At 63.1% G+C, this 20484-nt stretch carries 23 protein-coding genes; 14 read left to right on the top strand and 9 right to left on the bottom strand.

Annotated features, from left to right (window positions below; genetic code table 11):
- Positions 1 to 79: 79 nt before the first annotated feature.
- Together CK218_RS19750 and CK218_RS19745 are read left to right on the top strand one after the other, a co-directional pair.
- Positions 80 to 553 (top strand): DUF3828 domain-containing protein, encoded by a 474-nt coding sequence (locus CK218_RS19750; RefSeq protein ID WP_067000473.1) that lies wholly within the window; start codon positions 80 to 82, stop codon positions 551 to 553.
- A 4-nt stretch (positions 554 to 557) separates the two neighbouring features.
- On the top strand, positions 558 to 1145 hold the full coding sequence (locus tag CK218_RS19745; RefSeq protein ID WP_095783185.1) for a hypothetical protein: 588 nt from the start codon (positions 558 to 560) through the stop codon (positions 1143 to 1145).
- Positions 1146 to 1363: 218 nt separating this feature from the next.
- Here CK218_RS19745 and queF read toward each other — a convergent pair whose 3' ends face one another.
- Positions 1364 to 1825, bottom strand: a complete 462-nt coding sequence (queF, locus tag CK218_RS19735; protein WP_095778694.1) for a preQ(1) synthase — start codon at positions 1823 to 1825, stop codon at positions 1364 to 1366.
- Positions 1826 to 2024: 199 nt separating this feature from the next.
- Between queF and CK218_RS19730 the strand changes: the two genes are divergently transcribed.
- Positions 2025 to 4070, top strand: coding sequence for an NADH:flavin oxidoreductase (locus tag CK218_RS19730; RefSeq protein ID WP_067000479.1), 2046 nt, complete (start codon positions 2025 to 2027; stop codon positions 4068 to 4070).
- Between the two features lie 104 nt (positions 4071 to 4174).
- On the top strand, positions 4175 to 4912 hold the full coding sequence (locus CK218_RS19725; RefSeq protein ID WP_067000482.1) for an HD domain-containing protein: 738 nt from the start codon (positions 4175 to 4177) through the stop codon (positions 4910 to 4912).
- Positions 4913 to 5038: 126 nt separating this feature from the next.
- On the opposite strand, the gene CK218_RS19720 is transcribed toward CK218_RS19725, so the two are convergent.
- A complete protein-coding gene (locus tag CK218_RS19720) occupies positions 5039 to 5446 on the bottom strand; it encodes a hypothetical protein (protein ID WP_067000486.1) in 408 nt (135 codons plus the stop codon).
- 169 nt (positions 5447 to 5615) lie between these two features.
- Between CK218_RS19720 and CK218_RS19715 the strand changes: the two genes are divergently transcribed.
- The gene (locus CK218_RS19715) at positions 5616 to 6044 is read left to right on the top strand and encodes a MarR family winged helix-turn-helix transcriptional regulator (protein WP_095828597.1); all 429 of its coding nucleotides are present in this window, start codon (positions 5616 to 5618) and stop codon (positions 6042 to 6044) included.
- Here CK218_RS19715 and CK218_RS19710 read toward each other — a convergent pair.
- On the bottom strand, positions 6041 to 8110 hold the full coding sequence (locus CK218_RS19710; RefSeq protein WP_095828596.1) for an EAL domain-containing protein: 2070 nt from the start codon (positions 8108 to 8110) through the stop codon (positions 6041 to 6043). The two genes, CK218_RS19715 and CK218_RS19710, sit on opposite strands and share 4 nt — an antisense overlap.
- A 299-nt stretch (positions 8111 to 8409) precedes the next feature.
- On the opposite strand from CK218_RS19710, the gene CK218_RS19705 reads away from it, so the two are divergent.
- Genes CK218_RS19705 through tdh form a run of 3 tightly spaced genes read left to right on the top strand, consistent with a single transcriptional unit; the run spans position 8410 to position 11143 of the window.
- A complete protein-coding gene (locus CK218_RS19705) occupies positions 8410 to 9597 on the top strand; it encodes a glycine C-acetyltransferase (protein WP_095828595.1) in 1188 nt (395 codons plus the stop codon).
- A gap of 27 nt (positions 9598 to 9624) precedes the next feature.
- Positions 9625 to 10068, top strand: coding sequence for an SRPBCC family protein (locus CK218_RS19700; protein WP_095828594.1), 444 nt, complete (start codon positions 9625 to 9627; stop codon positions 10066 to 10068).
- Between the two features lie 40 nt (positions 10069 to 10108).
- Positions 10109 to 11143, top strand: a complete 1035-nt coding sequence (gene tdh, locus CK218_RS19695) for an L-threonine 3-dehydrogenase (protein WP_095828593.1) — start codon at positions 10109 to 10111, stop codon at positions 11141 to 11143.
- An 88-nt stretch (positions 11144 to 11231) separates the two neighbouring features.
- Here tdh and CK218_RS19690 read toward each other — a convergent pair whose 3' ends face one another.
- On the bottom strand, positions 11232 to 11675 hold the full coding sequence (locus CK218_RS19690; RefSeq protein WP_179294539.1) for a MarR family transcriptional regulator: 444 nt from the start codon (positions 11673 to 11675) through the stop codon (positions 11232 to 11234).
- A 135-nt stretch (positions 11676 to 11810) separates the two neighbouring features.
- Here CK218_RS19690 and hmgA point away from each other — a divergent pair, with 135 nt between their 5' ends.
- The 5 genes from hmgA (at position 11811) to CK218_RS19665 (ending at position 15437) form a co-directional block, all read left to right on the top strand.
- Entirely contained in the window at positions 11811 to 13124 is a 1314-nt protein-coding gene (gene hmgA, locus CK218_RS19685) for a homogentisate 1,2-dioxygenase (protein ID WP_095828591.1), read from the top strand.
- A 106-nt stretch (positions 13125 to 13230) separates the two neighbouring features.
- On the top strand, positions 13231 to 14256 hold the full coding sequence (locus CK218_RS19680; protein WP_095828590.1) for a fumarylacetoacetate hydrolase family protein: 1026 nt from the start codon (positions 13231 to 13233) through the stop codon (positions 14254 to 14256).
- 4 nt (positions 14257 to 14260) lie between these two features.
- Positions 14261 to 14797, top strand: coding sequence for a DinB family protein (locus CK218_RS19675; RefSeq protein WP_067000509.1), 537 nt, complete (start codon positions 14261 to 14263; stop codon positions 14795 to 14797).
- A 75-nt stretch (positions 14798 to 14872) separates the two neighbouring features.
- Positions 14873 to 15133, top strand: coding sequence for a BrnT family toxin (locus tag CK218_RS19670; RefSeq protein WP_095783194.1), 261 nt, complete (start codon positions 14873 to 14875; stop codon positions 15131 to 15133).
- Positions 15120 to 15437: a BrnA antitoxin family protein gene (locus CK218_RS19665; RefSeq protein ID WP_067000515.1), complete on the top strand. Its 318-nt coding sequence runs from the start codon at positions 15120 to 15122 to the stop codon at positions 15435 to 15437. Before CK218_RS19670 ends, CK218_RS19665 begins: the two co-directional genes overlap by 14 nt.
- Positions 15438 to 15466: 29 nt before the next feature.
- Here the strand turns inward: CK218_RS19665 and hppD are convergent, their stop codons facing one another.
- The gene (gene hppD / locus CK218_RS19660) at positions 15467 to 16582 is read right to left on the bottom strand and encodes a 4-hydroxyphenylpyruvate dioxygenase (protein WP_095828589.1); all 1116 of its coding nucleotides are present in this window, start codon (positions 16580 to 16582) and stop codon (positions 15467 to 15469) included.
- A gap of 137 nt (positions 16583 to 16719) precedes the next feature.
- Between hppD and CK218_RS19655 the strand changes: the two genes are divergently transcribed.
- Positions 16720 to 17187 carry an Lrp/AsnC family transcriptional regulator gene (locus CK218_RS19655; RefSeq protein WP_095828656.1) on the top strand — a complete coding sequence of 156 codons (468 nt, stop codon included), beginning with the start codon at positions 16720 to 16722 and terminating at the stop codon, positions 17185 to 17187.
- Between the two features lie 77 nt (positions 17188 to 17264).
- Here CK218_RS19655 and CK218_RS19650 read toward each other — a convergent pair whose 3' ends face one another.
- The 4 genes from CK218_RS19650 to aztA form a co-directional block, all read right to left on the bottom strand.
- The gene (locus CK218_RS19650; protein ID WP_067000965.1) at positions 17265 to 17603 is read right to left on the bottom strand and encodes a TIGR01244 family sulfur transferase; all 339 of its coding nucleotides are present in this window, start codon (positions 17601 to 17603) and stop codon (positions 17265 to 17267) included.
- A 144-nt stretch (positions 17604 to 17747) separates the two neighbouring features.
- Positions 17748 to 18689, bottom strand: coding sequence for a zinc ABC transporter substrate-binding protein AztC (gene aztC / locus CK218_RS19645; protein ID WP_067000519.1), 942 nt, complete (start codon positions 18687 to 18689; stop codon positions 17748 to 17750).
- Positions 18690 to 18714: 25 nt separating this feature from the next.
- Positions 18715 to 19590, bottom strand: a complete 876-nt coding sequence (gene aztB / locus CK218_RS19640) for a zinc ABC transporter permease AztB (RefSeq protein WP_095828655.1) — start codon at positions 19588 to 19590, stop codon at positions 18715 to 18717.
- Positions 19590 to 20408, bottom strand: coding sequence for a zinc ABC transporter ATP-binding protein AztA (gene aztA / locus CK218_RS19635; protein ID WP_095828588.1), 819 nt, complete (start codon positions 20406 to 20408; stop codon positions 19590 to 19592). The genes aztB and aztA overlap by 1 nt, the downstream gene beginning before the upstream one ends.
- Positions 20409 to 20484: the final 76 nt, after the last annotated feature.

Below are 20484 nucleotides of genomic sequence, written 5' to 3'. Positions count from 1 at the left end.
ATGCGCCGTGAAAAAGCCGATATGCAGGATGCGTGGTGGTGATCGTGCCACCACGCCGCCGACCATCCGGAGATCCTGCATGAGACCGATGATGCTGGCAGTTGCCATCTCGATCGCCTTGCCTGCCGCGGCGCTCGCCGGGCCGGCTTCAAACGCCGTGAAGTTCTTCTATGTGCCTGAAGTGAAGTTCGAGGCGGACGCGAAATACCGCGACCGCTTCACCGAGCCGGTCACCAAGCTCTTCGAAGCCAACGACAAGGCGCGCAAGGAGAAGCCCGACGAGGTATCCTGCATCGACTTCGACCCAGGCCTCGACGCCCAGGATTTCGACCAGAAGACCGTGTCGAAGACGCTGAAGCTTGCCGAGGCCGTCAATGGCGACACCGCCGAGGTGACGGCAAGCTTCAATCTTTTCCCGGAAGGCGATGACTCCAAACGCGAAATGGTGTGGTCGCTGAAGAAAGTGGACGGCAAGTGGAAGATCGCCGACATCACCTCCAAAACCAGCGACTGGACGCTCAGCGCGCTGGAATGCGGCTCCTCGACGGAGTGACGCCGTGCTTCGGCGTCTGGTCCTCGCGCTGTCGAGCTTGTCGATGCTGACCGCGGGGCTGAACGGCGGCGCCTACGGGCAAGGACTGTTCGGCTCGCCGCCGCCGAACGCGTCCTCAGGCGACAATGCGCCTGCGATCGAGAAGTCGGCGCCGGCCACATCGCCTGAAAGCAAGCCGGCCGAACCGGCGCCAGCTGCGCCCGTCCTGCCCGGATCGCCGACGGCGGTGGTGAAGCCCTTCTACGAGCATCTCGGGCTGGAATTGGACCCCGGCCAGCGCAAGAACTTCAGCGATCCGGCGAAGAGCGTGCTCGACAAAGCCGACGCGCTGCGCGCCTCGGGTCAGGGCGAGTGCCTCGATCCCAACATGGCGCTCGACAATGCCGATTACGACAAGCTCGCCATCGACAAGAGCCTGCGCACCATCGAAGCGATCAATGGTGACGAGGCCAAGGTGGTGGTCGTCTTCGTCGTCGAAGGCCACCAGCACCGTCTCGAATGGAAGCTGAAGAAGGTCGGCGGCGACTGGAAGATCTCCGACCTCCTGTCGGTCACCGGCGAATGGGCGCTCAGCCAGTACCAGTGCGAATGAATATGATTGAACTTCGGCGCCGGCGATCCTTCGCGCCCCCCTCTGGCCTGCCGGCCATCTCCCCCACAAGGGGGGAGATTGGCAGCTTCGGCGACCCGCCTACTTTGCCACGATGGAGATTGGCGAAAGCCGGGGTGACGTCCGATCTCCCTCCAAGTGGGGGAGATGTCCGGCAGGACAGAGGGGGGCGCTGTCCCGCCAGCCTTTCGCAACAAATTTCACCCGCGCCCGCGATATGGCGGCACCCCGGTGTCGGGCAGCCAGGCGCCTTCAGGCGGCGCGCCGGTCTGCCAGAAGACGTCGATGGGAATGCCGCCCCGCGGGAACCAGTAGCCGCCGACGCGCAGCCAGAGCGGCTTGGTCGCTTCGACGATGCGGCGGCCGATCATGACGGTGCATTCCTCGTGAAAGGCGCCATGGTTGCGGAACGAGGTCATGAACAGCTTCAGCGACTTCGATTCCACCAGCGTCTTGTCGGGCGCGTAGTCGATGACGATGTGGGCGAAGTCGGGCTGGCCGGTGACCGGGCAGAGCGAGGTGAATTCCGGGCAGGTGAAGCGCACGATCGCGGGCGGGCCGTCGCCTCGCTCGAACGGCACGGTCTCCAGGACTGCCTGTTCGGGACTCTGGGGCGTCTCGACGTGTTTGCCGAGCTGGGTCAGGTTTTTTGCGTCGGTCATCGATGGCTCCTCGCTGCCGCCGATGATTGCAAGGGCGGCAGGTGCAATCAGTTGAAAGTGCGCCGCGATCGAACGGACGCGGCGTGTTTGGCGGCTCATTAGCATTGGAGCGAAAGCCGCGCAGCGGTTTTCGGATGAATCCGATGCGTGAAATGGAAGCGGGAGCAGCTCCCGCGCAATTTGATACGGCAGGAAGACGATGACCAGCAACGACCCGCTTCTCCAACCTTATCAGCTCAAGCACCTGACGCTGAAGAACCGGGTGATGTCGACCAGCCATGAGCCGGCTTATTCCGAGGACGGCATGCCGAAGGAGCGCTACCGGCTCTACCACGCCGAGAAGGCCAAGGGCGGCATGGCGCTGACGATGACGGCGGGCTCTGCCATCGTGTCACGCGACAGCCCGGCCGCCTTCGGCAACCTGCATGTCTATGACGACGCCATCGTGCCGTGGCTCGCCGAGCTTGCGGATGCCTGTCATGAGCATGACTGCAAGGTCATGATCCAGATCACCCATCTCGGTCGCCGCACCGGCTGGAACAAGGCCGACTGGCTGCCGGTGCTTTCCGCCTCGCCGGTGCGCGAGCCGGCGCATCGCGCCTTTCCCAAGACCATCGAGGACTGGGACATCGAGCGCATCGTTGCCGATTATGCTTCCGCCGCCCAGCGCTGCCAGGCGGCCGGCCTCGACGGCATCGAATTCGAATCCTACGGCCATCTGATGGACGGCTTCTGGTCGCCCGCCACCAACCATCGCGACGATGATTTCGGCGGCTCGCTCGACAACCGGCTGCGCTTCACCAACATGGTGCTGGATGCGGTTCGCGCCGCGGTCGGCGAGAAATTCGTCGTCGGCATCCGCATGGTCGCCGACGAGGATTTCGAAAAAGGCCTGTCGAAGGAGGAGGGCGTCGAGATCGCGAAACGTCTGGCTGGCTCCGGCAAGGTCGATTTCCTCAACATCATCCGCGGCTCGATCGAGACCGACGCGGCGCTGACCAAGGTCATCCCGGTGGCCGGCATGCGCTCGTCGCCGCATCTCGATTTCGCCGGCGAGGTGAGGGCGGCGACGAAATTCCCGACTTTCCACGCGGCGCGGATATCCGATGTCGCGACCGCGCGTCATGCGATCGCCTCCGGCAAGCTCGACATGGTCGGCATGACGCGCGCCCATATCGCCGATCCGCATATCATCAGGAAAGTGATGGAAGGGCGCGAGCACGAGATCCGGCCTTGCGTCGGCGCCACCTACTGCCTCGATCGCATCTATGAAGGCGGTGAGGCGCTCTGCGTCCACAACGCCGCCACCGGCCGCGAAGCGACGATCCCGCATGTCATCGCGAAAAGCGAAGGGCCGAAGAGGCGGGTGGTGGTCGTCGGCGCCGGGGCGGGCGGTCTGGAAGCTGCGCGTGTCGCCGCCGAACGGGGCCATCAGGTGACGGTCCTCGAAGCGTCCAGCCAGGCCGGCGGCCAGGTGCGGCTCGCGACGCAAAATCCGCGCCGCAAGGAGCTGATCGGCATCATCGACTGGCGGCTTGCCGAGCTCGATCGCCTCGGCGTCGAGATCCGCTACGACACATGGGCCGAAAAAGACGATGTCCTCGCACTTTCGCCGGATGTGGTGATTGTCGCCACCGGCGGCCTGCCGCAGAACCCGCCGCTGGCAGCGGGCGACAATCTCGTCACCTCGAGCTGGGACATCATGGCCGGCAGCGTCAAGCCGGCCGAGAGCGTGCTGCTCTATGACGACAATGGCGGCCATCAGGGCATGGGCGCGGCGGAATTGATAGCCAACAGCGGCTCGAAGCTGGAGCTGGTCTCACCGGAGCGCTTCTTCGCGCCGGAAATGGGCGGCCTGAACCACGTGCCCTATATGCGCGCTTTTCACGAGAAAGGCGTCACCGTCACCATCAACGCCCGTCTGCGCTCCGTGCGACGCGAGGGCAACCAGCTCATCGCCGAGCTGGCGTCGGACTTCGCCGATGGCTGGCGCGGCGAGCGGCGCGTCGACCAGGTGGTGGTCGAGCATGGCACCGCGCCGCTCGACGATCTCTACCTCGCGCTGAAGCCGCTGTCGAAGAATGGCGGCGCGGTCGACTACGAGCGGCTGGTAAGCGGCGGCGACATTTTTCCGCCGCGCAATCCGGAAGGCGGCTTTGTTCTGTTCCGCATCGGCGACGCAGTCGCCTCGCGCAACATCCACGCGGCCATCTATGACGGCATCAGGTTCGGCATCCGGATCTGAAGCTGGGTCGTCCATTGGCCAGGCTAGACCTGACAGATCTTATTTGCAATTTTCGGGCGCGGATTCCGAGGGCTGCAATTCGGGTCGCATAGTCGGGGGCTTGCTTGACCGGAAAAGACCTGTTCGTTCCGCGCCAGACCAATACGGCGCTCTATATCCAATTGCACGAGGCCGGGCACGCATTGGACGATATCGTACGCGTGCAGAAGGCCTATCGGGTGGCGTGCGCGATGTTCAACGGCCGCTACCGAAAGTCGGGACGGCCCTTTATCTGCCATGCGGTAGGCGCCGCCTCGTCGGTGGCGCATTTCGAAAGGGATATCGATTTCGTCGTCGCGGCGATGTTCCACGCTGCCTATGACAGCGGCCAGTATCCGGACGGCAGGTCCAGTCGGCGCAGCGAGGCGCACCGGAAATGGCTGGAGGCGCGGATCGGGCCGAGGACTGAAGGCCTCGTCGCTCGCGTCGGCGCCATGAAATTCGACACCGGCGACCCCGAGCGCCTTCTGCAGGAGGGCGTGCCGGCCGGCGATGAGGACATCCTGTTCCTGCAGCTTGCGCACGAGGTCGACGACCTCGCCGACGGCGGCTTGGCATTCGCACCCAAATATGGCCGCTCGATCGAAACGCGGGTCGCGGCCTGCGCCATCCTGGCCAGGCAACTTGGCCGCGAGGATCTCGCCGCGACGATCGAAACATATGGCGGCTGTTATGAAGCGCTTGGCTGGGCGGCAGCGCTTCAGGACGTCAGGCTGGAAGGTTTTCGCATCGCGCCCAACATGCGCACCTACATAAAGCTGCGACGGGAAAAATTACGCGGCGGTTCCGTTGAGGTGATCTGATGCACCGGTCACGGCCGCACCGAGGAAACGCACCGGACCTTCACAAGGAGAGCCACCTGCCGCGTTGGTCCGGTGCGCCGCGCGCGGCCGCCGGCCTGCACCGGTACCGCGCGAGCCGTTGACGGGTCAGAACATCCTGGCCGTGGCCATGCACAACACGGTGATGACCAGCAGCCCGCCGGCGAGGCGTTCGCCTTTGGTCATTTTCGCGCGCAACTGCGTTTGCGTCGCCGCATCGGCGCCCGCCAATCGCCCGCTGGAAGAGGCGACAAGGGCGCCCTGCACGCCGGCGGCGATCAGCGCCGTCGCAATCCCCAACGCCAGCACCATCTCCATCGAGCCGAAAGCGCCTTCGTGGAAGAAATACCAGAGCAGCAGACCGGTCAAAAAGACCATGCCGGAGGCGCCGAGTTGCGGCCGGATAAAGCGCTCCGCCTTGATCTCCGGATCACGGGCAACCGCAATGGTCGTGCCGGCCCAGAAGACGCCGGCCATAACATGCAGGCCGATGACGACGATGTAGACATATTGCATGACTGCATTCCTCTCGTTCGCCCCGCCACCGGTGTGACGCTTTGCCTGTCGGTTTTGCCTATCGGCTGGGTCCGACAACGTTAATAAGACAAAGTTAGATATCTAACAGTTAGATGTCAATGCTTCATGCGAAGTTTCGCCAACCCGTTGCTTGTTCTAGTGTCCGGCCATGACGCCATTTGATCGCCCGCCCATCGGCATGAATCTCGCTCGCACCGCCAAACTGGTGGCGCAGGCCTTTGACGCTGCCTTGGTGGAGGCTGGCGGAACGCTGCCGGTCTGGGTGACCTTGCTCTCGGTCAAGTCGAAGGATCTGGCCAACCAGCGCGAGCTTGCCGGCATGATCGGCATCCAGGGCGCGACGCTGACGCATCACCTCAACGCCATGGAGGCGCAAGGGCTGCTGACGCGCCGCCGCGATCCGCAGAACCGCAGGGTGCATCGGGTGGCGCTGACCGAAACCGGTGAAGCGCTGTTCGAGAAGTTGCGCCTCGCGGCCGTCGCCTTCGACAAAAGGCTGAGAGCCGGGCTGCCGGACGAACGACTTGCGGAATTCGCTGAGGTGCTGGCGGCGCTTCGGGCGAATGTGGGCGGTTAGGCCCGGCTGCCCTGCAGCACCTTGAGCTTCGCCTTCTTCGGGCTGCGCGCCGTAAGCCATTCGCGCGCCTTGTCCTGAGGCATCGGGAAGGCGATTGAATAGCCCTGCACCTGGTCGCAGCCGATCGCCATAAGCGAGTCGAGCTCGGCCTCGGTTTCCGCGCCCTCGGCGACGATCGAGATGCCGAGCCCGCGGGCAAGCTCGGTGATGGCGCGCACGATCTTGGTGTTGTCGCCGTTCTCGTTGATGTTCTGGACGAAGCGGCGGTCGATCTTCAGCCGATCGATCTCGTTCGGGTTGACATGGCTGAGTGAAGCATAGCCCGTGCCGAAATCGTCGAGCTCGAGATGGACGCCCGCCGCGCGGATATGCCTGAGCTTGGCGGCGATGCCGGTCTTCTCGTCGTCGAGGATGACGGATTCAACGATTTCCAGCGACAGCTTCTGCGGCGCAAGCCCTGCCCGCTCCAGCGTTCCGAACAGGAAATTGTCGAAATCCGGCTCGCGCAGCTCGGTGCCCGAGACATTGACGGCGATGCGTCCGAAATCGATGCCGGCGCGATCCCATTCGGCGGCTTCGTTGATCGCCTTGCTGATGACGATGCGACCGATATCCGGCATGAAGCCGCACTTCTCCGCCACCGGGATGAATTCGCCGGGCGAGATCATGCCGCGCGTGGCGTGCTTCCAGCGCACCAGTGCTTCGATACCGCTGATCTTGCCGCTGGTGAGCGACACTTGAGGCTGGAAATAGACCTCGAAGGTCTTTTCCGCGATCGCCGTGCGGATGTCCTGCTCGAGCTGCTTGCGGTAGTCGAGCTCGCGCCGCAGCTCTTCGGAGAAGAAGGAGAAGCTGCCGCCGCCGAGCTTCTTGGCCGAATAGAGGGCGAGATCGGCATGGACGAGCAGGTCCTGCGCGTTGTCGGCGTCGACTGGATAGACGGCGATGCCGGCGCTGGCGCCAGGCATTATGGTCGTGCCCTGGAAGGTGATCGGCTCGTTGATGTTGGCGATGATGCGCTTGGCCAGTGCATGGATGTCCTCGGTGCTGCCGGCGCCGTTGAGGATCATCACGAACTCGTCGCCGCCCAGACGGGCGCAAAGATCCGATGCGCGGCAGGAATCGCGCATGCGTTGCGCGGTGACGACAAGCACATAGTCGCCGGCCGCATGCCCCAGCGTGTCGTTGATCTGCTTGAAGCGGTCGAGGTCGAGTTGGATCACCGCCAGCCGCTCGCGGCGACGATGCGCGCCCTTGATCAGCGTGTCGAAATGATCGGTGAGGAAGGTGCGGTTGTGCAAGCCGGTCAGGCCGTCATGCACGGCGATGAAGGCCATCGAATTGCGGGCGTCGACCAACTCATGCGTCTTGCGCAGGATGGCCTTGGACATCGGCCGGAAGATGAATAGCGCGACCAGCACGATGACGCCGATGGTGCCAAAGAACAGCGTGCGGTGCAGGCTGAGCATCTCATCCGACCGCTCGGTGGCGAAGGCGCTGATGCGCTGGCCGAGCGCGGCATAGCCGGACAAAGTCGCATTGGCGACGGAGGCGTCGAGGCCGACGCGCTCGCCGCCGCCCTTATAGCCGTCGCTTTGCATGCCGAGCTGGGATGCAAATGATGAAACCAGTCGATCGCCGTTGGCGATAAGCCCGACGGAGAAATAGTCGAGATGGAACGGCTTGCTGAACAGCACATATTCGATCGATTGCGGATCGTTGCGCGCCGGCGATAGCGGATCGGCGCCGGTCTCCTTGAGCAGCCGGTCGTAGTTGGTCTCGAACTCGCCCGTTGCCTGCTTGAGCGCGGTGACCAGCGCCGGCTGCTTGTCGCGCGGGGCCGCACCGGTCGCGCTGGCCAAGAAGACGATGCGCTGCGACAGCGCCTTCTGCGTGGAGACGATGTTGAGCAGTGCGTCATTGTGCTGCTGCTGCGCCATCAACTGCTGCAGCAGGATGAAGGAAGCCATCACCATGGCGGCGATGATCAGCAAGGCCAGCCAGTAGCCGCTCTTGATCAGCAGAATCAGCTTGCGCGAAACGCTGTGCACCGGCTGCTGCGACATAACTGAGTGACCCCTCCCGATCGACGGATTCCTGCCATGAATATGCGGCGCCAGAACCCTTGACGTGAAAGGGTTAACAGCTCGGCAAACCGGCACGGTGCCGGAGCCGGCGGCGCGACAAAGCTGACAGGATGGTTATTATGTCCTTTCGCAGATCGTCGCATTTGAACACATCCTTGTCCGGCTGCGCTGAAGGAGCTGCGGCGCGGCTTGCGCAACGCCACCGAAGCGGTCGTTTTTGCGATGGATTTTTCTTGTCCGCAGCGCGACAGTCCGCATCAAACAAACAGGGCCAGACCATGAGCGCAGCGTTTCTCTCCCACATCGACAACGAGCTTGAAGGCCTGAAATCGGCCGGGCTCTACAAGTCCGAGCGGGTGATTTCCTCCACGCAGTCGGCCCTGATCGAGGTCGCCGGCCAGAAGGTGCTGAATTTCTGCGCCAACAACTATCTCGGCCTCGCCGACAGCCCCGAGCTGCGCGATGCGGCGAAGCAGGCGCTCGACCGCTACGGCTACGGCATGGCGTCGGTACGCTTCATCTGCGGCACCCAGGAAGAACACAAAGAGCTCGAAGCCACCATCTCATCCTTCCTCGGCATGGACGACACCATTCTCTACGGCTCCTGCTTCGATGCCAATGGCGGCCTGTTCGAGACGCTGCTCGGCGAGGAGGACGCCGTCATCTCGGACGCGCTGAACCACGCCTCGATCATCGACGGGGTGAGGCTCTCCAAGGCCAAGCGCTTCCGCTACGCCAACAACGACATGGCCGACCTCGAGGCGCGGCTGAAGGAGGCGAAGGACTGCCGCTTCCGGCTGATCGTCACCGACGGCGTGTTCTCGATGGACGGCATCATCGCCAACCTGCGAGGAGTCTGCGACCTCGCCGAGAAATACGACGCCATGGTCATGGTCGACGACAGCCATGCCGTCGGCTTCGTCGGCAAGAACGGCCGTGGCTCGGCCGAGCACTGCGGCGTCGAGGGCAGGGTGAACATCATCACGGGCACGCTCGGCAAGGCGCTGGGCGGCGCATCCGGCGGCTATACCGCGGGGAAGAAACAGGTGGTCGACTGGCTGCGCCAGCGCTCGCGGCCCTATCTCTTCTCCAACACGCTGATGCCGGCGATCGCCGGCGCCTCGCTGAAAGTCTTCGAGCTGATCCGCAATGGCGATGCGCTGCGCCGCCGCCTGTATGCCAATGCGGAACGCTTCCGGTCTCAAATGGGCAAGCTCGGCTTTACGCTTGCCGGCGCCGATCATCCAATCATCCCGGTGATGCTGGGCGACGCCGCTCTTGCGCAGGAGATGGCGGCCCGCATGCTGAAGCGCGGCATCTACGTCATCGGTTTTTCGTTCCCGGTGGTGCCGAAAGGCCAGGCGCGCATCCGCACCCAGATGTCGGCGGCGCACTCCGGCGCCGATATCGATCGCGCCGTCGAGGTATTCGGCGAGGTCGGGAAGGAACTGGGTGTAATCGCTTGACGGTGCCGCCGGCAATGGAAGTGGACCATGGCGATCGATGTGACGAGCAGTATCGAGATCGCCAGGCCGCGCGCGGTTGTCGCCGCCTTTTCTTCCGATCCGGACAATGTTCCGCGCTGGTACGTCAACATCAAATCGGTGGAATGGAAGACTCCCCGACCGGCCCAGATAGGATCGAGAATTGCATTCGAGGCGCAGTTCCTCGGACGGCGGCTCGCTTATACCTACGAGATCCTGGATCTCGTGCCGGGCGAGAGGCTGGTGATGCGATCCGACGAAGGACCGTTTCCGATGGAGACGAGCTATGGATGGCGGGATTCCGGCGAAGGCCGCACGCATATGACGCTCCGGAATCGCGGCTCGCCGGCCGGCTTTTCCCGTCTCATGACCCCGCTCATAGCCCTGGCTGTCCGACGTTCGACCAATCGCGATCTGCTGCGGCTGAAGAACATCCTGGAAGCGGCAGGTTGATGATCCGTCAGGACAGGGAAGATTTTCTGGAGAGTGTTCGATGTCCAACATGATGAAGGCGCTGGTGAAGGCCAAGGCCGAGCCGGGCATCTGGATGGAAGAAGTGCCGGTGCCGGAAATCGGCCCCAACGACGTGCTGATCAAGGTCAGGAAGACCGCGATCTGCGGCACCGACGTCCACATCTACAATTGGGACCAGTGGGCGCAGAAGACCGTGCCGGTGCCGATGGTGACCGGCCATGAATTTGTCGGTACCGTCGCGGATTTCGGCGCGGCCGTCACCGAATACAAGGTCGGACAGCGCGTCTCGGGCGAGGGCCACATCGTCTGCGGCCACTGCCGCAACTGCCGCGCGGGGCGAGGGCATCTCTGCCGCAACACGGTCGGCGTCGGTGTCAACCGGCCCGGCGCCTTTGGCGAGTATGTAGCGATCCCGCAGCACAATGTCGTGCCGATCCCCGACGACGTGCCGGACGAGATCGCGGCGATCTTCGATCCATTAGGCAATGCTGTCCACACCGCACTGTCCTTCGACCTAGTCGGCGAGGATGTGCTGGTCACCGGCGCCGGCCCGATCGGCATCATGGGCGCGCTGGTCGCGCAATGCGTCGGCGCGCGGAAAGTCGTCATCACCGACATCAACCCGGTCCGGCTGGAACTGGCGCGCAAGCTCGGCGTCCAGCATGTGGTCGACGCCTCGAAGGAGAAGCTGCGCGACGTGATGCCGGCACTCGGCATGACCGAAGGTTTCGACGTCGGGCTGGAGATGTCAGGCGCCGCGCCAGCCTTCCGCGACATGATCGACACCATGAACAATGGCGGCAAGATCGCCATCCTCGGCATCGCTCCCACCGGCTTCGAGATCGACTGGAACAAGGTCATCTTCAAGATGCTGCATCTCAAAGGCATCTACGGCCGCGAGATGTTCGAGACCTGGTACAAGATGATCGCCCTGGTGCAGGGGCCGCTGGATGTTTCGGGTCTGATCACGCATCGTATCGGCATTGACGATTTCCAGGTTGGGTTCGATGCGATGAGGAGCGGCAGTTCCGGCAAAGTGGTGATGGACTGGTAGGGTTTGGTGGAAGCAGCATCCTGGCAATGCTGGCGGGACAGCACCCCCCTTTGGCCTGCCGGACGGACAGAGGGGGTGTGAAGGATCGCTAAGAAGAAGATAAAGCCTCTTCTAGTGCTGCCACCCCCCTGACAATCGCCGCTCTCTCTTCCTCGCTCAGCCTCGCCAGCAGCTCTCTTTCAAACGCTTTCGCCAGCGGCACCATCTCGCGATAGGCGGCGAGGCCCGCCTTGGTCAGCGTCAGATGCTCGACGCGGCGGTCGTTCTCGTCCGGCGCTCTTGTCAGCCAGCGCCGACGTTCGAGCGCGGCGACTGCGCGCGACACCTTGGTCTTGTGCATGGCCGACTGCTCGCCGAGTTCCGTCGCCGTCATCATCCCGCGCTGGCCGAGGCCTGAGAGCGTGCGCCATTCCGGCCGCGTCAGACCGTGGCGCTCCTTGTAGATGCGCGAGAATTCGCGGCTCACGGTGTCAGCCAGCCGGTAGAGCCGGTAGGGCAGGAAGTTTTCTAGCTCGAGAATTTCCGGTTTCATTTGGCGCACCATCGATGCGGGGTTCGGCGTTGATAGTTACATTTTCGATGGTTACAAATGAAACCAGTTTGGTCAACATCACCGGAAAGCCTTCCTCAACGCTGAGGGCGGCAGCCCGAGATCAGGGAGGATCGGATGGCCTTTTCCTATATGCCGGGCTTCGGCAATGATTTTGAGACCGAGACGCTGCCGGGATCGCTGCCGCAGGGCCGCAACTCGCCGCAGCGGCCGGCCTACGGGCTCTATGCCGAGCAGCTTTCGGGCTCGCCCTTTACCGCGCCGCGCGGCACCAACGAGCGCTCCTGGCTTTACCGCATCCGTCCAAGCGTGAAACACACCGGCCGCTTCAAGGGCGCGAGCTATCCTATGTGGAAGACCGCGCCCAACGTCGGCGACCACGAGCTGGCACTCGGCCAGTACCGATGGAACCCGGTTCCGATCCCGACCGAGCCGACCGACTTCATTTCCGGCATTCGCACCATGACCACGGCCGGCGACGCGGTCGGCCAGTCCGGCATGGCGGCACACGTCTATGTCGCCAACCGCTCGATGGTCGACGACCATTTCTTCAATGCCGACGGCGAGCTCATGATCGTGCCGCAGGTCGGCACGCTGCGCTTTGTCACCGAGATGGGCGTCATCGAGCTTCGCCCTGGCGAGATCGCGGTGCTGCCGCGGGGCCTCGTCTTCAAGGTCGAGCTCGCCGACAGTCAGGCGCGCGGCTATGTCTGCGAGAACTACGGGGCAAAATTCACCATGCCCGACCGCGGCCCGATCGGCGCCAATTGCCTGGCCAATCCGCGCGACTTCAAGACCCCCTGCGCCTGGTTCGAGGAGAAGGAGACGCCATGCCGGCTGATCGTCAAATGGTGCGGCACTTTCCACGTCACCGAGCTCGGCCATTCGCCGCTCGACGTCGTCGCCTGGCACGGCAACTACGCGCCCTATAAATATGATCTGGCGACGTTTTCGCCGGTCGGCGCGATCCTCTTCGATCACCCTGACCCGTCGATCTTCACCGTGCTGACGGCGCCGAGCGGCGAGGAGGGCACGGCCAATGTCGACTTCGTCATCTTCCCGCCGCGCTGGCTGGTGGCGGAAAACACTTTTCGGCCGCCCTGGTACCACCGCAACATCATGAGCGAGTTCATGGGCCTGATCGACGGCCAGTACGATGCCAAGGAGGAAGGTTTTGTCCCCGGGGGCATCAGCCTGCATAACCAGATGCTGGCGCACGGCCCCGACGCCTCCGGCTTTGAGAAGGCCACCCGCGCCGACCTGAAACCGGTCAAGCTCGACAACACCATGGCCTTCATGTTCGAGACGCGCTTTCCGCAGATGCTGACGCGCTACGCCGCCGAACTCGACACCTTGCAGGCGAACTACATCGACTGCTGGGCCGACCTGAAGAAGCGCTTCAACGGCACGCCGGAAGGCGACTGGTCCTGATTGGTGAAGTCAGAGTCAGGAAAACATCGGCGGGTGGCTTGACGATCACTCGCCACGGCCTTGTTGTGGGACGAGCGGCACAAAGCCCGCGAGGAGAGGAAACCGCATGAAGCTTGCCACTTTGAAGAACGGGACGCGCGACGGGAAACTGGTCGTGGTCTCGCGCGATCTGACGCGGTTCACCGACGCCTCTTTCCTGGTGCCGACGCTGCAGGCTGCGCTCGACAATTGGGGGCGCTTGGCGCCGCATCTGGCGGCGATGGCGGAATCGCTCGAGACCAACGCGGTGCCCTCGGCCCGCTTTCACGAGCATGACGCCCATTCGCCGCTGCCGCGCGCCTATCAATGGGCGGACGGCTCCGCCTATGTGAACCATGTCGAGCTGGTGCGGAAGGCACGCGGCGCCGAGATGCCGGCGAGTTTCTGGACCGATCCGCTGATCTACCAGGGCGGCTCGGACTCCTTCCTTGCGCCGCGCGATCCGATCCGCATGGCCGACGAAGCCTTCGGCATCGACATGGAGGCGGAAGTTGCCGTCATCGTCGGCGATGTGCGGATGGGCGCCGGGCTGGGCGAGGCGCGCGAGGCCATCCGCCTCGTCATGCTGGTCAATGATGTGACGCTTCGCGCCATCACGGGGCCGGAACTGGCAAAAGGCTTCGGCTTCTTCCAGTCGAAGCCGTCTTCTGCTTTCTCGCCGGTCGCGGTGACGCCGGACGAGCTTGGTGATGCCTGGGACGGCGGCAAGGTCAGCCTGCCGCTGCTCGCCGATCTCAACGGCAAACCGTTCGGCCGTGCCAATGCCGGCATCGACATGACCTTCGATTTCCCGGCCTTGATCGTGCATGCCGCGAAAACGCGGCCGCTTGCCGCCGGCACCATCATCGGCTCCGGCACCGTCTCCAATAAGCTGAATGATGGGCCAGGCAGGCCGGTCGCGGCAGGCGGCGCCGGCTATTCCTGCATCGCCGAGCTGCGCATGATCGAGACCATCGAGAGCGGCGAGCCGAAGACCCCGTTCCTGCGCTTCGGCGACACGGTGCGCATCGAGATGAAGGACAAGGCCGGCCATTCGATCTTCGGCGCCATCGAGCAGAAGGTCGAGAAGTACGAGGGGGAGAAAGGAACCTGAAAAGGTGACCCTGCTCGAGCATCTTCGCCGCATGGCTCGCAACAATTTGTGGTCGAACGACCGGCTCTACCGCGCCGTCCTGGAGCTTCAGCCCGGCGAGTTCGAGGCTGGTCGAACCAGTTTCTTTCCCTCGATCAAGGAGACGCTCAACCACATCCTCGCGGTCGATCGTCTCTATCTCGATTTTCTGACCGATGGCGGCCTCGGTGCTGCGGCCTATGACGACTTCACACCGTTCGACGATGCGTCACGCCTGGCCGCTGCACAGACCGATTTTGACCGCAGGCTTGTCGCCTTCTGCGACGGCCTGTCGGAGGCAGATCTCGACCGCCGCGTCATCACCGACCGCCGCGAGGACGGCATGATCCCCGAAAGGATCGGCGACATCCTCGCCCATGTCTTCCTGCACGACATCCACCATCGCGGCCAGGTGCACGCGATGCTGTCGGGCACCTCGGTCTCCCCACCGCAATTGGATGAGTTTTTGCTCGATTACGACATTAAGCTCAGGAAGGACGAGGTCGAGCGGCTTGGGTTGTGAACAAGCGAGAACGCTTCGGGAATTATTGTAGTTACGAAAATTATTGACTTAATTCATGTAGGTACATAAATTCAGATGCAGATCGTCTGGGATGAACCTAAACGGTTGGCCAACATTGACAAACACGGCTTGGATTTCGCGGCGCTAGACGAGGAGTTTTTCCTTGCCTCGGCGATCCGGGCGGCCAAATCCGGCCGTTTCATGGCGATTGGTCGGGTAGTCGGCGGCGGCGTTGTTGCAGTGGTCTTTTCCCGGCTTGGCTCCGAAGGCATCTCGGTTATTTCAATGCGGGCGGCCAACCAGACGGAAAGGAGATTGTTCGATGGCGAAAGCTAAGCTGAACACTACAAAGCTGGACAACGGATTCAAGTCAGGCAAGGGATTCACCGAGGAAGATTGGGATGCGGTTTCGGACAATCCCGAATGGACCGAGGAGGATTTTCGGAATGCTCGTCCCTTCGCCGACGTGTTTCCGGACCTTGCCGAAAGCATTCGCTCGCGTGGTCGGCCGGCACTCGACAATCCGAAGAAGCAGGTAACGCTGCGCCTCGACAGCGATGTGGTTGCTCGTTTCCGTGCCAGCGGGCCCGGCTGGCAGAGCCGAATCAACGAAATTCTGAGGAAGGCCGCCGGCCTTTAGAGTAGCCGGCGGCTTGGTCTTTCGGCTGACTACGCCGCCCTGCCATCCAGCTTGATCACGCCACGCTTGATCTGGTCCTGCTCGATCGATTCGAACAGCGCGCGGAAATTGCCTTCGCCAAATCCTTCGTCGCCCTTCCTCTGGATGAATTCGAAGAAGATCGGCCCGATCACCGTCTTCGAGAAGATCTGCAGCAGGATCTTGGTCATACCGCCGTCGACGACGCCTTCGCCGTCGATCAGGATGCCGTGCTTCTTCATGCGCTCGATCGGCTCGTCATGGCCGTGCACGCGCTCATGCGACATCTCGTAATAGGTGTCGGGCGGGCCGGGCATGAACTTCAGCCCGTTGGCGGCGAGCTTGTCGGTGGCATCGTAGATCGCGTCCGTACCGACGGCAATGTGCTGGATGCCCTCGCCATTGTACTTCTTCAAATACTCGGCGATCTGGCTGGTTTCGTCCTTGGACTCGTTGAGCGGAATGCGGATCTTGCCGCAGGGCGAGGTGATCGCCCGGCTGACCAGTCCGGTGATCCTGCCGTCGATGTCGAAGAAATGGATCTGCTTGAAGCCGAACAGGTCACGGTAGAAATCCCACCACTTGTCCATGTTGCCGCGATAGACATTGTGGGTCAGGTGGTCGAGGTAGTAGAAGCCGACGCCTTCGGGTTTCGGATTGCGCTCGCCCAGCCACTCGAACTCGGCATCGTAAGCCGAGCCCTTGTCGCCATAGGTTTCGATGAAATAGAGGAGCGATCCGCCGATGCCGACGATCGCCGGCGCGTCGAGCGCCTTGTCGGTGCCCTCGTAGGGCACAGCACCCTTCGACACGGCATGATCGAAGGCATGCTTCGCATCGACCACGCGCCACGCCATCGAGGCGGCGCAGGGGCCATGCTTTTCGACGAATTTCATTGCATGCGAGCCTGGCTCGGCATTGACGACATAGTTGATGTCGCCCTGGCGCCAGACGGTGATGTCCTTGGTGCGGTGCTTCGCCACCGCGATATAGCCCATGCGGGCAAAGAGCTCGGCAAGTTTTGCCGGGTCTGAATGCGCGAACTCGACGAATTCGAAGCCGTCGGTGCCGGCGGGATTCGCCTTGCTGATCTTGGCGGGTGGGGCGTCATGCGGGAAGGGTCCCATGGCATTCCTCCGAAAGCTGTTGCGGCCGTGCTTGGCCGATTTTCACCATAATAACGCTGGACGGCTGCATGGTGCTTGCATTCAACCGCCTGGATGCCCACAATGTGCGCAGATTGTGCATGATTGGGGACAAAACCATGGATGATGCGCGCCTTGATCAATTTGACCGCAAGATACTGGCGCTCCTGCAGGGCGATGCGCGGCTCACCAACAATGATCTTTCGGAGCGCGTGAACCTGTCGGCCTCGCAATGCTCGCGCCGCCGCCAGCGGCTGGAGGAAGATGGCTATATCAGGGGCTATCGCGCCGTGCTCGACCGCGACCGTCTCGGCTTTTCGCTGGTCAATGTGATTTCGGTGACCTTGGCCACCCACAACCGCGACAATGCCCGCCGCTTCGGCGAGTTGGTGGCGCGGCTACCCGAGGTGCAGGAAGCGCACGCGCTGACCGGCGAGATGGATTACATCCTGAAGGTGGTGACGCCCGATCTCAAATCGCTTTCCGACTTCGTCAACGGCGTGCTGCTGCCGCATGAATCGGTGCAGCATGTGAAGACGGCGATCGTGCTGGAAACGCTGAAAGAGACCGGCGCGCTGCCGATTTAGTTTGCGGAGATCTTTGTTGGATGCGACGGCGACGGAACGCGAACCTGCGGAATTGGCTCTCGCCAATGCGCAAGCTTTCACCCCCTCTGCTGCTGGATCAGCCCATAGAGGTTGGTGCAGCGCGCGCCGGAGCGGCAATAGGCGAAGACCGGGCCTTCGAGCTCGTCGAGCGCCTCGGCCTGATCCTCGACATTGTCCATAGTGAGCTGGCCGCTGATCACCGGAATGTAGCGGAAGGCGAGCCCCGCGGCTTCCGCGGCCGCCTTGACGCTGTCGGCCGAGGGCTGGCCGGGCTGTTCGTCGTCCGGCCGGTTGCAGATGACGCTCTTGAAGCCGGCGTCCTTGATGGCAACGATGTCCTCGGGCTGGATCTGCCCCGAGACCGAATAGTCTTCGCTGATCTGGCGGTATTCCATAGCGTCGTCCTCGCAATCCTTGGCCGCAGTCATGCCACCGCGCGGCATTAGCGACAATCCGTAGCACCGGATTTCTCTGCCAAATAGAGAGTGCGGGGCGGAAAATCCAACCGGGCCGGTTTTAGCCCGGTTGGATGATGCCGCTTAGCTTCCGAGCAGCGCGCCTTTGAACTGCTCGATGTTGTTGTGCATCATGTCGATATAGGTCGAGGCCGGGCCGTCGGGCGGCGACAGCGCATCGGAATAGAGCGTGCCGCCAACCTTGATGCCGGTCTCGCTGGCGATCTGCTCGATGAGCCTGGGGTTGGTGATGTTCTCGATGAAGATCGCCGCCGCCTTGTCCTGCTTGACCTGGTTGACCAGCTTGGCCACGTCGGCGGCCGAAGGCTCGGAATCGGTCGAGATGCCTTGCGGAGCAAGGAAGGTCAGGCCGTATGCATGCTCGAAATAGCCGAAGGCGTCATGCGAGGTGATGACGACGCGCTTGGCCTCGGGGATCGCCTGGATCGCCGCGGTCACTTCGCCCTCCAACGCGCCGAGTTTCTGGGTGTAGGCGGCGGCATTGGCCTTGTAGCTGTCGCAGCCCGCGCTATCGGCGGCGCAGAATGCATCGGCGATATTCTTCACATAGATCTTGGCATTGGCGATCGACTGGAAGGCGTGCGGGTCGTTGACCGTCTTGCCGCCGCCGGTGCCGGCGCCTTCGGCCGCGTCGGCATCGGCGAATTCCGGCTTGAAGGCGATTGGCGTCACGCCCTTGGTCAGCGTCACGATCGTCGCCTTGGTGGCGCTGGTGTCGACCAGGCGCTGCAAAAAACCTTCGAAATGCAAGCCGTTGACCAGCACGACATCGGCGCCGGCCATCGCCACCGCATCGGCCGGGGTCGGCTCGTAGACATGCGCGTCGCCGTCCGGGCCGACGATGGTGGTGATGTTGACGCGGTCGCCGCCGACATTCTTGGCAAAGTCGGCAATGACCGTGAAGCTCGCCACCACCTTGAGCGGCGCCGCAAAAGCGGACGATGCGGCGAAAGCGCTTAATGTTATAACGCTCAGCGCCAGGGCGGCGCGAAAGGATTTCAACATTGGGAAGAGTCTCCTTGCTTGGGGATTAAGCTGTGCGGTGGCGGTGATGCACGATACGGGCGCGCAGCGCGCCGCGCGTGCCGAACAGGATCGAGCAGAAATAAACGACGCCGGCCGAAAGGATGATAGCCGGGCCGGACGGCAGCGAGGCGTGATAGGACAAAAGCAGTCCGGCTATGCAGGAGGCAAAGCCGATCAGCACCGCCAGCGCGCACATCGGCTCGACGCGAACCGTCCAGAAGCGCGCGGCGGCGGCCGGCAGCATCATCAGCCCGACCGAGAGCAGCGTGCCCAGCGCCTGGAAACCGCCCACAAGGTTGAGCACGACCAGCCCAAGAAAGATGAAATGGACCGGGCTGCCCATGCGGCTCACCGAGCGCAGGAACAGCGGATCGAGGCATTCGGCGACCAGCGCCCGCCAGAAGATGGCGAGGCAGGCGAGCGTCACAACCACAATGCCGCAGATCAGGATCAGCGCCTCGTTGTTGAGCGCCAGCACGGTGCCGAACAGCACATGCATCAGGTCGACGCTCGAGCCGCGGATCGACACCATCAGCACGCCGATGGCGAGCGAGATCAGATAGAAGGCCGCCATCGAGGCGTCCTCGCGCTGGATGGTGAAGCGCGAAACCGCCCCTGCGCCGAGCGCGACGATGATGCCGGCGATCAGCCCGCCGACGGTCATCGGCAGGATTTCGAGGCCATAGAACAGGAAGCCGGCGGCGGCGCCTGGCAGGATGGCATGCGCCATCGCATCGCCCGACAGGCTCATGCGCCTGAGCATCAGGAAAACGCCGACCGGGCAGGCGCCGAGCGAGAGCATCAGCGAGCCGAACAGCGCCCGCTGCATGAAGGCGAAATCGGCGAAGGGCTGGATGAACAGGGCGTAGAGAAACTCCATCACGCCGCCCTCGGTCCGGAACCGTGGTGGTGATCATGCCGATGAGCGTGATCATGGTGGTCGTGTGCGTGATCATGGCCATGGTCATCGGGCTCGCACCAGGGCGCGTTCTCTTCCCAGGCCTCGTGAAAACGCCGCGCCTTGAGCAGGTTTTCAGGCCTGAGCGTCTCTTTTGTGTCGCCCCAGGCGACAGGCTGGCGGGCGAGCAGCAGCGTCTCGGGAAAATTCCGCCGCACGAGATCGAGGTCGTGGACGACCACCATGATCGTGCGCTCCTCGCCATGCCAGCGCTTTATTAGCTGGATGAGGTCGCCGACGGTCTTTGCGTCGACGGCATTGAACGGCTCGTCGAGCAGGATGAGGTCGGCATCCTGCAACAGCACGCGGGCAAACAGCGTGCGCTGCAGCTGACCCCCGGAGAGCGTGTCGATCGGCCGCTTCTCGAAGCCGCCGAGCCCGACCGCCATCAGCGCCTTGCTGACCGACTCGCGATCCTCTTTGGTGTAGCGTCCGAGCATGCCGCGCTTCGGCCACAGGCCAAGCGAGACCAGGTCGACCACCCGCGCCGGGAAGCTGCGGTCGAGCTCCGACTGCTGCGGCAGATAAGCGGTGCGCACGCCGGGCGCGCGGACAACCGTGCCCTCCATCGGCTTCAGCACGCCGACAATGCCCTTCATCAGCGTCGACTTGCCCGAGCCGTTGGCGCCGACGACGGCAGTCAGCGAGCCTTTTCGGACCGTGCCGTTGAGGTGATGGATGGCGGGATGGCTGTTGTAACCGAGCGTCAGGTCGCGGAAGGTCAGGCAGGCATTTGTCATCAGACGTTCCGGATCGGACACGAATTCGAGAGTACTCGTCGATATGTGATGTTATTACATTAGTCAACATGCCGGT

Origin of the sequence: Mesorhizobium sp. WSM3879 (assembly GCF_002294915.1) — a bacterium.
Lineage (GTDB): Bacteria > Pseudomonadota > Alphaproteobacteria > Rhizobiales > Rhizobiaceae > Mesorhizobium.
Note: the sequence above shows the minus strand (reverse complement) of the source record. Positions and strands in the feature narration are given on the sequence as shown.